The organism is Aromatoleum petrolei (genome assembly GCF_017894385.1).
In the GTDB taxonomy this organism is placed as follows: domain Bacteria; phylum Pseudomonadota; class Gammaproteobacteria; order Burkholderiales; family Rhodocyclaceae; genus Aromatoleum; species Aromatoleum petrolei.
Map to the genome: position 1 here is coordinate 3,011,071 of NZ_CP059560.1, position 12,414 is coordinate 3,023,484.

At 63.3% G+C, this 12,414-nt stretch carries 10 protein-coding genes; 2 read left to right on the plus strand and 8 right to left on the minus strand.

The window, feature by feature from the left end; translation table 11 throughout:
* Positions 1-56: 56 nt before the first annotated feature.
* From ToN1_RS13775 to ToN1_RS13795, 5 genes are all read right to left on the minus strand, one after another.
* A complete protein-coding gene (locus ToN1_RS13775; RefSeq protein ID WP_169205892.1) occupies positions 57-1,115 on the minus strand; it encodes a peptidylprolyl isomerase in 1,059 nt (352 codons plus the stop codon).
* Between the two features lie 181 nt (positions 1,116-1,296).
* Positions 1,297-2,109: a cytochrome c3 family protein gene (locus tag ToN1_RS13780; protein ID WP_169205891.1), complete on the minus strand. Its 813-nt coding sequence runs from the start codon at positions 2,107-2,109 to the stop codon at positions 1,297-1,299.
* Positions 2,110-2,403: 294 nt separating this feature from the next.
* The gene (locus tag ToN1_RS13785) at positions 2,404-3,561 is read right to left on the minus strand and encodes a 6-bladed beta-propeller (protein ID WP_244860777.1); all 1,158 of its coding nucleotides are present in this window, start codon (positions 3,559-3,561) and stop codon (positions 2,404-2,406) included.
* A gap of 74 nt (positions 3,562-3,635) precedes the next feature.
* A complete protein-coding gene (locus ToN1_RS13790) occupies positions 3,636-4,391 on the minus strand; it encodes a cytochrome c3 family protein (protein WP_244860778.1) in 756 nt (251 codons plus the stop codon).
* A gap of 72 nt (positions 4,392-4,463) precedes the next feature.
* Positions 4,464-4,766, minus strand: coding sequence for a c-type cytochrome (locus tag ToN1_RS13795; protein WP_169205889.1), 303 nt, complete (start codon positions 4,764-4,766; stop codon positions 4,464-4,466).
* Positions 4,767-4,912: 146 nt separating this feature from the next.
* Here ToN1_RS13795 and ToN1_RS13800 point away from each other — a divergent pair, with 146 nt between their 5' ends.
* Positions 4,913-5,767 carry a c-type cytochrome gene (locus ToN1_RS13800; protein ID WP_169205888.1) on the plus strand — a complete coding sequence of 285 codons (855 nt, stop codon included), beginning with the start codon at positions 4,913-4,915 and terminating at the stop codon, positions 5,765-5,767.
* The gene (locus ToN1_RS13805; RefSeq protein WP_169205887.1) at positions 5,764-6,768 is read left to right on the plus strand and encodes a c-type cytochrome; all 1,005 of its coding nucleotides are present in this window, start codon (positions 5,764-5,766) and stop codon (positions 6,766-6,768) included. The genes ToN1_RS13800 and ToN1_RS13805 overlap by 4 nt, the downstream gene beginning before the upstream one ends.
* A 43-nt stretch (positions 6,769-6,811) precedes the next feature.
* Here the strand turns inward: ToN1_RS13805 and ToN1_RS13810 are convergent, their stop codons facing one another.
* The 3 genes from ToN1_RS13810 to ToN1_RS13820 are packed head-to-tail and all read right to left on the minus strand — an operon-like array spanning position 6,812 to position 12,369.
* A complete protein-coding gene (locus ToN1_RS13810) occupies positions 6,812-8,887 on the minus strand; it encodes a tetratricopeptide repeat protein (RefSeq protein WP_169205886.1) in 2,076 nt (691 codons plus the stop codon).
* 14 nt (positions 8,888-8,901) lie between these two features.
* The gene (locus ToN1_RS13815; RefSeq protein ID WP_169205885.1) at positions 8,902-10,575 is read right to left on the minus strand and encodes a tetratricopeptide repeat protein; all 1,674 of its coding nucleotides are present in this window, start codon (positions 10,573-10,575) and stop codon (positions 8,902-8,904) included.
* Positions 10,576-10,587: 12 nt separating this feature from the next.
* Positions 10,588-12,369, minus strand: coding sequence for a tetratricopeptide repeat protein (locus tag ToN1_RS13820; protein WP_244860779.1), 1,782 nt, complete (start codon positions 12,367-12,369; stop codon positions 10,588-10,590).
* Positions 12,370-12,414: the final 45 nt, after the last annotated feature.

Genomic DNA, 12,414 nt, shown 5'->3' on the forward strand with positions numbered 1-12,414 from the left:
CTGCCGATTTGCTCGCTCGCACAAGCGCAAAACGGGACATTCGTGGTGCGGGTGGCTTACTTGGTGGCAACCGGCCCCTTTTTGGCGAGCGCAGGATAGCGCGCCGTGTTCAGCTCGATCTTCGCTTTCTTACGCAGTTGCTCGTTCAGGTTTCGCCATGCTTCGTCGCTGAGATCGCGCTTGAGCAGATCCCCCGCGCGGGACTTCACAGTCTCGAAGTCATGATGCTTGGGAGGTTGCAGGGCTTCGTAGCGGAACAATGCGATTCCCTGAAGGACTCGGGTTGGCGGGGAGAGGTCGCCGGGCTTCATGCCGTCGATCTTTTCCTGGATGCCCTCGGGCAACATGCCGCGATGCATGTAGCCAAGGTCCCCGCCGGTTTCGGCCGATTCATGTCGCGAATGCTCTTTCGCCAGCTGCGCGAAATCGGCCCCGCCTTCCGTGAGCTTGAGTTGCAGGGCGCCCGCTTCGGTCTCGGCGGCCTCCCAGGCCGAAGTGGGGGCCGATGGGTCGACGGTCAGCAGAAGCAGCGATATCCGCATCTTCTCGGGTTCGGTGAACTTCTCGGGATGTTTCTTGTAATAGGCGAGAACCTTGTCCTGGGGAGGTTGCGGGACGTTCCGCGTCTTCGCTTCCAGGGCAGCGAGCATATCGTCTTCTTCAAGACGTTCTCGCAGTGCCGGCAGAATCTGTGCCCGCTCCTGTTGCCAACGAGCGCTGGACGCATAGCGCTTTTCGTATGCGGCTATTTTCTCGTCCACGGCTTTCGCGTCGGGCTTCATTTCACGGCGTTTGATCTCCTCGGCCAGGAGTCGGCGCTCGATCATGTCATTGGCGACGTCGCGGACAAGCTGCTCGACTTCACCTTCAGGCGGGGTGCCGTGGTAAAACTTCTGGCGGATCGCTTCCCGGGTCGCGGCATCGAAATCGGAGGAACTGATCACCTTGCCATTGACGACCGCCAGATACGGGGGCGAGGCGTGCGGATCGGCGGGCTTTGGCACCGTCGCAGCGGGCTTGGCGGCGTCGGGCTTGGGGGCGTCGGCCGCTTGGGCGCCGACGGCAAGGAGTGCGGCGGCGATAGTGCCGGAAACTGCTCGAACGATCATTTTCATCAGGAGCTCTCGTCTTGCTGGGCTGCTAGTGTCTGCTTCGGGCCAGTAGCGACGCACGTCGGCTGGGAAAAGCGATTGTGTCAAAAAAAAGGTCAGGCGACTTTGTCGCCTGACCCCTTCCGTGACCGCGGCAGCGCAGCTGTTGCAACGTGCGCAGCGCAGATCGCGGTCTCTGCCCGACTTACTTGGTGTGACAGGCCAGGCAGATCTTGCTGCCCGACGTCGTGACGCGCATGAAGTTCACGTCGGAGTTCGTGCCGGCCTTGTCCGTATGGGGATCGTGGCAGGACGCGCACTCGACCGACGGGCCAGTCGCATTGTTCGTGAAGGTGCGGGTGTAGAGGATGATGTCGTTCTTCGAGCGGGTGCCGGCACCGGTGGTGTCAACCCAGAAGACCTGCGAGCCATTGATCGACTTCGTCGTCGGGGCGTTGAAGTCGGTGTCGGCGCACGTTCCACTCACCGTGGCGCCCGAACCGGTCAGGCCGCCGCCGCAATACTGGATGCCGATCGGGTGGTCGTTGGTCAAGTCCTTGCCAAGGTTGGCAACGCCGGTGATTTTGTTCGCGCCCGTGGTCCAGTTGTAGCCGCGGTCCGAGCCGGCAGCGTTCAGGCCGCCCGATCCCGGAGCATTGACGAGGTTGTCCATCGCCTGGGTGCCGTCGTGGCACGATAGACAGGCTGCGGAGACCGAACCGACAGCCAGGACGTTGCCGTCGATCGTCGACGAGTTGGCGGTCGAATAGGTCGTGTAACCGGTGCTGGCAGGAATCGCCTTGTTCCACAGGGGGGCAGTGGCAGCCGTGTTTGCCGCGTGCGGGGTGTGGCAGAAGACGCAGATCTGTTCGGTGGTGCTCTGCTTGTTCGGGCCTGGGCCGGGATTCGCGCCCGTCGCAGTCAGGTTGTGCGGTGTGCTCACAATGCCGGCCGACGCGGCGCCTGTGATCAGCGCGAGCGAGGCAGCTGCGAGCGACAGCTTGAAGATTTTTTTCATGGTAACCCCCGATGGATGGTTTAACCGTTTGTTGGTCATCAAGGACCGTGTCCGGGTAGCCAGACGCCTGCGTCGATGCCGACCTCAAAACGAATTTCGATGTTGCAGGCTCTACTAGCAGGTTCCGGTCCACCTGCTCGGGGGGCGCATTCAAGTGCGTAAGAAAAGGATAAGATGTTGTTATTCAATGCTTATTACTGGCGCTGCGTATCCTTCTCGATCGCCATGCGGATTTCGACCTGTCGAAATCCGCTGTGTGACATCGGAATATTCCTGAACTCGGGAAGGTGATTATCAGCGTTTGGAACCGGTTGCGCGATTCACCAGGAAGCCCTGGTCCGCCGGAAGGTCGTAGGGGCGGAAAACGTCGATCTTGGAGAACCACTGATCGACGAAGAAGATCCGGCCGTCGTCGTCGATGGCGATACCGGATGGCAGGATGTATTGGGCCGGGCCGCCCTGTTCGGAGCGGTTGCCAATGAACATCAGCAGTTCGCCTTCCGGGTCGAAGATCTGGAAGTTGCCGAAGGCTGCGTCGGCGACGTAGACGTTGCCATTCTTGTCGGTCGCGATCTCCTTCGGGCGGGCGAAGTTGCCGAGTTGGCGGCCGACTGAGCCGAAGCTGCTGTGGTGGGTTCCGTCGGGGTTGAAGATCTGGACGCGGAAATTGCCACCGTCGACGACATACAGGCGCCCGTCCTTGCCGATGGCCATGTCCCGCGGCAAATTGAATTCGCCGGGGCCGATGCCGCGTTTCCCGATGTCCATGACGTGTCGGCCCGTTGCCGTCTCGAAGACCCGTACGCGGTGGTTCTCCGATTTGACGCCGCCGATATCGACGACGTAGATCCGCTGCCCAGATGGGTCAACGGTGACGCTCGAGATGCGGTCGAAGAGCTCCTTGCCTCCGATCTTGCGCAGGAATTTGCCGTCGCGGCTATAGATGAAAATCATCTTCTGCGTGGCGTCGGCAACATAGAGCCGTCCGGAACGATCCACGTCGAGTCCGAGCGGCTTGACGAGTTGACCGGGCTCTTCTTCGCCGATGGTGAAGTATTTCGCGGCGGCGACGTCGAAGACCTTCACCGCTCGATCGGCAGTGTCCGATACGAAAATCCTGCCTTGGTGAACGGCAACGGCATAGGGCTTCGTGAGGAAGTGGCCCGTGCGCTGGGCGCCTGTCACCATCCGCCGGAATGCGTCGTCGCTGGTGTCGGTCTCGACGTCGGCCGAACTGGTGATCGTGCGTTCGTACACGAAGCGCGGGTCATCAGGCGGGCCGGGGAATACCAACGGGCCGGTGGCGCGTGCTGCCGGTGCTTCGCCTCCGATTTCGGCGCACCCGGCGATCAGGGCGAGGCTGGCGGCGAGCGTAAGGGCGAGAAGGCGCGAGCCCGTGAGGGTTGAGCGTTGTGCCTTCATGGAAGTCTTGCGGTCAGTAAGCAATTTCATCGCTGTGTCGGGCAGGAATGGTCAGAAAGGGGAGTGTGGATTTCGCGGGAGGGCGGACGCTGCGCACGCTTCGTTCACTTGACGTGGCAGGTAAGGCACAGGTCGCTGGGGTTGCTCTCCGTGCGGAGAAATAGTGGGCGCACCGTATGGGGGTCGTGGCAGCTCGCGCATTCGACGAATGGGATTTCCGTTTGGTCTTCCTGATCAATGCGTACGTAGAGCGGGACGTCAAGGCGGCCGCGCTGGGCAGATGAGTTGTCCTTGGAAACCCACCAGACCGGGCGGTTGTCGACAACGCCACGTCGGGCCTGGCGAAAGCCGTCGTCGAACTTGATTTGCTTTGCCGTGTTGATCAGCTTGCCGGCACGCTGCAGCTCTTCGCGGATCTGCTTGCGCTGCTCGGGCGTCAGGGCGCCCCGATACGGGACTGCGAAAGGGTGGTCGAGGCTTCTGCCAGCGATTCCGAAAGCTTGGGACGAGTCGTGGCACGATAGGCAGGCGACAGACTGTGAGCCAATGGCTTCGTTGCCTTCTCTCCCGAGTCGACCGATGTCGTCGAACATTGGGAAGACGCCGTCCTTCGGCACCGAGCTTTGCCACTTCGGTCGGGCCGCATCGTCGGTGTTCGTGTCGGTCGGGGTATGGCAAAAGACGCAGATCTGGCGCGGGTCGACACCTCCGCTGCCTTCGATCTGGACGAGATTGTGCTTGCTGGTGCGCATGTCGATCCGTTGCCCCATCGCCGGAAAGCTGCAGATCGAGGTCAGGGTGAGAAGCGCGAGCAGCGTCGTGAAGAGTCGGATCGGCGGCGGGAGGTGCGTGGTTTGCACTGGGTGCTCGTGAGGTTGCGGGATTTCCAAACCGTGGAAGCCTGTTCTCAAGTTCGGGATCGGTTGCTGTTCCTAGCGAGACTGCGAAACCATGTATTCGACCGCGGCTTTGACCTGACTATCTGCGAGTCCTGGATTGCCGCCCTTGGGAGGCATTCCGCCCTTGCCCCGGAGCGCCGACTGTTGCAGTGCCTCGAGCCCGGCCGGCACGCGCGCTGCCCAAGCATCCCTGTCGCCGAGAATCGGGGCGCCAGCGACCCCCGTCGCATGACAGGCGCGACAAATTTGAGTATAAACCGCCTTGCCGTCGGCAGCCGAAACATTGGTTGACACGACGAGGAGCGCCAGGCCGGCAGGTGCAAGGAGGTGTTTCATTCTGGTCCCGTCGATGAAACGTAGCGCTGGTCGGAGGCGTCACGTGTGGTTGGATCGGTAAGGCAAGCAATGCACATGCCAAACTTCAATATTGGCCGGTTCGGTTCTTGCATCTAGGCTGCAGTTTTTCGACCCAGGGGTATCTTGTGAATCAGAAGAGGCAATTCACGCAGGTCCTGCGCGCTTGCGTGCTTGGTGTTGGCGCGGCGCTGAGTTTCGGCGCGAGCGGCAGCACGATCAAGGCGGATGTGCTTTACCATGAGTACTGTTCCGTGTGCCACGGGGACCGGGGTGATGGAAATTCCCGGGCGATGAAGAGCCTGAACCCCCCCCCGCGGGATCTGACCAAGGCGGGCACGGCTCTTCCGCGTGACTACATTCTTCATGTCATCACGAATGGCAAGCCGAACACGGCGATGGTCGGTTACAAATCCCGCTTGAATGCGGAGCAACTGGCTGCATTGGCCGACTATGTTCACAACGACATCGTGAACCGCGGGGCGGCGATTTCGGCGGGGATGATCAAGGGGATCTCCGGGACCTCCGGGACGACCGGCGGAACTGGGACCGCGAACCCGGCGCCCGATGCGGCCGGAAAGGCCCCGGTGCCGCCGATCGCTGCGCCCTTGCCACCGGTGAAGCCGGTGGCACCTGACGAGCGGGCTGACATGAGCGCGCCGTTTCCGTCGGGGCTGAAAGGCGACGCAGCCAAGGGGCAGGCGTTTTACGACAAGAATTGCGCTGAATGCCACGGCGTGAAGGGGGATGGCCAAGGGCCTCGTGCCTATTTCATCCGTCCGGTGCCGCGCGACTTCCTGAATGAGCGTTCGCGTCTGACGCTGAATCGTCCGACCATCTACGCGGCCGTTTTCTTCGGCCGCAACGGGACCGAGATGCCGGCATGGAGCAAGGTATTGAGCGAGCAGGAAATGGCCAACGTCTCGGAATACGTGTTCCAGGCCTTCATTCGTTCGGGTGAGAAGGCTGCCAAGGCGAAATGATCGGGCGTTTGTGGTTACGCGGGCTGGTCGCGGCACTCGTCGCCGTCCCGTTCACGGCACCGGTATTTGCCGTCGACGTTGGCAAGGATGCCCGGCATGAGGCCGGGCGCAAAATTTACAATTTCCGCTGCTATTTTTGTCACGGTTACTCCGGGGATGCGAAGACGCTTGCGGCGACGTATCTCACGCCCAAGCCGCGCGACTTTACGAAGGACGATGAGAAGTCGATCGGCCGGGAGCAGATGATCGGCGCGGTGCGCGACGGCAAGGCGGGCACGGCGATGAAGGGCTTCAAGGGCATCATCCCGGAGCGCGACATCGATCTGGTGGTGGACTTTGTGCGTGCGGAGTTTATTCGTGCGAAGGCGGCGAACACGCGGTATCACACACCGGAGAACGGCTGGCCGAACCACGAACGGCACAAGGTGGCCTTTCCGTTTGCCACGGGGGTCATTCCGCTCGACCGCCCGTGGGAGCAGCTCAGTCCGGTCGAGCAGAAGGGCAAGCGCCTATTCCTGACAACCTGTATTTCGTGTCATGACCATGCCCGTACCGAGGATCCGGGGCCGGTGTGGGGCGGGCGGCCGCTGTCCTACCCGCGGAACCATTTCGATCCGGGCGATTTCTCCGCACCGCCACCGACCAAGGCCGATGCGATCGCCAGTGCGAGCCCGTACGCCTTGCATGATGTGGTGCCGCAGGTGTCGGGCCTGACTTCGACGGAAAAACGCGGAGAGGCGCTGTTCCAGGGGAACTGCGCTTTTTGCCATGGTGCGACCGGGACGGGGCGGAACTGGATCGGCAGCTTCATGGAGCCGCATCCGCGCGACCTGACCGACCCGAAATTCATGCGCGACATGACGCATGGGCGTTTGGCGCATACGATCCGGGAAGGGCTGCCGAACACGTCGATGCCAGCGTGGAAGTCCGTGCTGAAGGACGAAGAAATCGACGCGATCGTTTCCTATGTTTCGCGTGTGTTCCATCCGGTGAAGCCGTAGGTGAATCGTGTGGCCCCATCACGCACCCGCGGGGCCATGCACGCTATGGTTGCGTAGCGCGGATCTGGCTGACGAGGCGTGCTGCGCGGTCGTCGCTGGGGTTGAGGGTGAGTGCTCGCTGTGCAGCATCGAGTGCTTCGCGATGATGGCCGAGCACTGCCAATGCTTCGGCGCGCCCGTAGTGAGCCCCCGCGTTCTCCGGTGATCCTGCAATTACGGCGTCGAAGTCCGCGAGGGCCTCCTGCAGTTTGCTGCTGCGCAGGTGAGCGTAGCCCCGATTCAGGCGTGCTCCGCTCAGAGCCGGATCGAGTTGTAAGGCGCGATCGAACGCGCGGATGGCCTCGTCGTAGCGGGCAAGGCGACCCTGCGCAGCTCCCAGAAGCGTGAAGTAGGCTGCGTCGGCCATTGCGGCGTCGCGGACTCGGGCCAGTTCGAGTGCCTGGATCGTGGCGTCGGGGCGTCCCGTGGCGAAATAGGCGTTGGCCAGTTCGCGTGGGGGAAGTGGGGAGCGTTGATCAAGCTGAGCGGCCCGTTCGAGCCAGCGGGCAGCGTCGTCGTAACGCCCGGCGGCGGAGTATAGGCTGCCGAGTGCGAGCGGGCCTCGATAGTCGCTCCCTTCAAGGCGGATGAACCTTTGGTAGTCGGTTTCGGCGGCAGCGAGGTCGCCGCGTTTGCGATGACTCGATCCGCGGTTGAGGTAGGCAATTGCGCGGCCGGGATCGATCTCCACAGCCTTCGTGTAAGCGGCAATGGCGTCGGTGGTCCGGTCCTGGCCTTCATAGGCCGTGGCGAGGTTGGTCCACGCGCGCGGAGCATCCGGTGCAGTGCGTACAGCGTGCTCATAGAGGGATACGGGGGTGCGCCAGGTGGGAACCCGCACGAGCGTGGACGCCAGGAAGCCCAGTATCGCGACTGCCGCGAGGGTGATGGCAGCGGGGCGGAGCCGGGTGTCGGCGAGCCGATGGAGCCCAAGAGCGGCGAGCCCGGCGAGTCCGACCGATGGGAGGTACATGCGATGCTCGAAGACCATCTCGAGGGGGACGATACTGCTTTCGATAGCGAGCGTAGCCGGTACCCACAGGACCAGGAAGCCGGCGACCGGGAATCTGCTGCGTAGGGAGAGCCAGATTCCGCCAGCGATCCAGATGGCGATGCCGCCGATCGCTAACGCAGTGGTCCAGGGTTTCCAGAGACTCGTCGAAGTCGGGAAGGCGTGTTCGATCGAGAAACGCTCGGGCAGCGGGAGAAGCATCTGGCCGAGGTGGAAGAAGATCACGCGTGGTTGGGTGAGCAGGCGCTCGGTCGGGGTGAAGTCACGGGAGGCGTAGCCCGGCATCACGTAGGCCGCCAGCGGGCCGTGCAGGATGGTGAGGTCGACAACGGCGTAGCCGGTGGCGAGGATAGGCAGTGCCAAGATGCAAAGGTCGACGCGCGATCGGATGCGTTCGCCCGGTTTTCGGCACAAAGTGTATTCGGCGAGCAGGATCAGGACCGGAAGGATGTAGGCCGTCTCCTTGGATAGGCATGCCGCGATGGCCGAGAGAGCAGCGACGCCATGCCAGGGCCAGCGACGAGGGGCGGATCTTGCGCGGACATAGGCGATGAGCGTCACGAGCATGAAAAGCGCTGCCATTGATGTCATGCGCTGCACCACATAGGTCACGGCCTGGACCTGGATCGGATGGACCGCCCAGAGCATCGTTGCGGTCGCCGCGGCGATCCAAGCGCGACGCCCGGGCATGTCGGCACGACGCAGGGTCGTGACGAGGAGTGCCAGCACGGCCAGTGCGGTGGCTGCATGAATCAGGACGTTGGTCAGCTGGAATGGTGCCGGTGAGCCGTTCCCGCGCCACCAGTCGATTGCGAGGCTGATGTTGGGGAGAACGCGCTGTGGCAGGTGCGCCTCGGCGGCGGCACGTTTCAGCGATGCGGCATCGAGCTCGGCGACATGCATGGATCCCTGCTGGACGATATTGACGGCATCGTCCAGGTGGAATCCGTTCCGCGGCGCTGCGTGGTAGGCGATCGCGATGGCGAGAAGCGGTAGCGCGATCAGGCCAATTTGGAGCAGGCGGAATCGGTTCTGCCGTGGGTCGGGCTGAGCGGTGGTGAGGGTCATCCGAAAAGGCTGTGTCAACGGCTGCAATCGACGTTTACACCGAGCGCGCACGCGCGGCGGCGGGCGGTTCGCGCTTCATTGAAGCGCCCGGTCTGCGAATAGATCTCGCCGAGATAGTGCTGCGCGGCGGCCTCGCGCGACGAGACGGCGATTGCACGTTCAAGGTCCGCTTGCGCGCCGGAGATGTCGCCCTGGACGTAGCGGGCAATGCCCCGGTTAGTGAGTGGTGCCGCGTAGTTCGGGTCGAGTGCAATGGCGCGGTCAAAGGCTTCGAGGGCGCGCAGGTAGCGGTCACGGCTGATGGTTTCACCGCGATGCTGGGCGAGATTGGCGATGCCGAGATGGTTCCATGCCCGCGCCGATCGCGGGGCCCGCAGTACGGCCTGTTCGTACAGGCTCGCGTCGGTGCGCCACTGCGGGATGCGCTCGCTGGTCGACCACAGGGCGAGGACAGTGGCGGCGGTGAAAACGAATGCGGTAAAGGGAAGGGGAGTAGCTCCGCGCCGGGCGGCATGCTCCAGGCCGAGAGCGATCAAGCCAGCGAGGCCGACCGAGGGAAGGTACATGCGGTGTTCGAAGACCATCTCCAGGGGAACGAGCGAACTTTCGAGGAGGAGGGTCACAGGCAGCCAGAGGGTGAAGAAACCGGCGACGCGGCTACCCTGCCTCGCGGCGAGCACGATGCCAGCCACGCACCACGCGAGGATCGTGACGAGTGGCAGCCAGAAGTCCGGAGATGTCGCGGCACGCACGATGCCGAGGTCGTGTTCGAGCGAGAAGCGTTGCGGGAGCGGCCACGCGATCTGGGAGAGGTGAAACAGTACGACCTTGGGCTGGGTGAGGAGGCGCTCGGTGAGCGTGAAACTGCGGGTCGCGTAGCCCGACAGCGCCCACTGGCTGACCGGCCCCTTGAAGGCGAGGTCGGCGAGAAGTGCGAGTGCGGCGCATGCTGGGATGGCCAGCAGCAGTATTTCGCGCCGACCGCGGAAGAGCCTGGCTTCGTCGTGCAGGAGGAGCAGTTCGGCCATCAGCAGGAGGATGGGCGTGATCCAGGCATTTTCCTTCGACAGCGCGGCAAGGGCGAGACTGAGTGCGGACAGGGCCCACCACGTCCGTTTGGCGCGCGTTGACGTCCGGCCCTTCAGGTAGGCGCAGACGCATAGGATCGAGAACAACGCGGCCAATTCGGTCATGCGCTGGACGATGTAGCTCACCGCCTGCACGTGGATTGGTTGAGCGGCCCACCACAGGGCAGCCGCGCTGCAGACGACGACCGTGCGCAGCGTCGTGGGGTGTCCCTTGGCAAATACTTGCAGCAGCAGCGCAAACACCGCCCAGGCCGTCAGGAGGTGAAGAAACAGATTGGTGATGAGGAAAGGACTCGCGTTGCCGCCGCCGCGCCACCAATCGATGGCGAAACTGATGGAGGGAACGGGGCGAAGTGCCAGATAGGCCCCGCGCGCGGCGTCGATGAGTGCTCCGACACTCAGATGCGCCATGTGCAGTGAGGCATTGTCAAGAATGTTCGGCCAGTCGTCGAAATGAAAGCTGTTTCGGCCTATATCCTGGTATGCAAGAAGGACGAGGACGGTCAGTGCTAGTAGCGCGACCAGGAAATGGCCAGGTGTTGCGGCACGAGCTGGCGTGGCGGGGGAAATGTCGGATGGCAAGGCGGCGTGCTCGATCATGGTGGTCGGCGCTTACTCGGTGCAGTCCCTGGCAACACCCAGGCGGCAGGCGCGAAGTCGGGCTGCTGCAGCGTCGGCCTGGCGTCCGTGCGTTGCGTAAATTCTCGCAAGATAGTGCCAGGCGATGGACTCGCGCGGGGAGAGCCTGACGGCCTTTTCAAAGTCTGGAAGCGCAGCTGCCGCTTTACCGCGCAGGTAGTTGGTCGTGCCCCGATTCGTCCAGGCGGGTGCGTATTCGGGATCGGTTTCGATCGCGCGGTCGAAATCGCTTGCGGCGAGTTCGAATTCGCCGGCCCGCAGGTGCACGAGGCCCCGGTTGTTGTACCCGAGGACCTGATTCGGAAACAGGCGAATCGTCTCTTCGTACACGGCGAGGGCCTGGTCGCGCAGGCCCATCGCTTCGAGCAGGACGCCGCGGTTGACGAAGGGGTAGCCATCGCCCCAGCGGGGCTCGATCTGGTTGGCGCGGTCGATTGCCTGTCTGGCGAGCTCGAGATTTCCCTGTTCCAGGTACTTCAGGCCGAGCTCATTCCAGACCCGTACGGAGTTGGGGGCGTGCCGTGTGGAGTTTTCCAGCAGGCTGATCTCGCTGCGCCAGTGCGGCAGTCGCTGCTGGGTCGACCAGATGCCGAAGGTGGTGGCGAACGCGACCGCCGCACAGGCGGGGAGGAAGGTGCGGCCAGGTGTTCGTGCGAGCCCGAATGCGATCAGGCCGGCAACGCCGACGGAGGGGAGGTACATGCGGTGCTCGAAGACAAGCTCGAGCGGAACGACCGTGCTTTCGATCAGCAGCGTGACGGGCACCCAGAGCACGAAAAAGGCGGCCAGCCGGGTACTGCGCTGGAATGCCAGCCAGATGCCGCTTAATGTCCACGCGAGCACGGCGCCCATGGGCAGCCAGAACTGGGGGGAGGCTGCGGAGCGGACGATTTCAATGTCGTGGTCGAGCGAGAAGCGGTCAGGGAGCGGCCACATGAGCTGAGAGAAATGGAACAGGACCACCTTGGGCTGGGTGAGCAGGCGCTCAGTGAGGGTGAAGTCCCTCCATGCGTAGCCGTGCAGGATCCATTCGCTGAACGGGCCGTCGACGAGCAGGGCAGCAAGGCCAAGGAATCCGAGGGCGACCGGCAAGGCCAGCAATCCTTTGTCCAGCCGGCTGCGCACGAGGTCCGAGTGCTGGCGAAGCACGAGGAATTCGGCCATCAGCATGAGCGCGGGCGAGATCCAGGCATTCTGCTTGGACAGCGCGCCGAGCATGAGGGACAGGAGCGGCAGGAGGGACAGCCCCCACCAAGGCGTGCGTCCGCGCCGGGCGGTGCGTCCCTGCACATAGGCCCAGACGCTGAGCACGGAGAACAGGGCCGCTAGTTCGGTCATGCGCTGCACCACGTAGCTCACTGCCTGAACATGGATCGGCTGCGCCAGCCACCACGCCGCGGCAAGCCCGGCCGCGATGATTCTCCGCAGCGGTGCGTGGTCCGCGTTGGCCTTACCCAACGTTTGAAGCAGGAATGCAAACACGGCAATGCCGGTCGCGCCGTGCAGTACGAGGTTCGTGACGAGAAAGTGTGCGGCGCGATCGCCTCCCCCGCGCCACCAGTCGATCGCAAACGTGATCGAGGCGATGGGGCGATGCGGGAGGGAAGCCCCCCGGGCTGCATCGAGCAGGCCGGCCAAGGTGAAGTCGTCGAGCTGGAGTGCCGGATTCAGGAGGATGTTATGCCAGTCGTCGAAATGGAAGCTGTTCGCCTCAATGCCGTGATAGGCGGCAAGGGTCACGGCGATGAGCAGCACGGCGACAATCGCGCGGGGAAGCAGGGACGACTCGGCTGTCTTCGG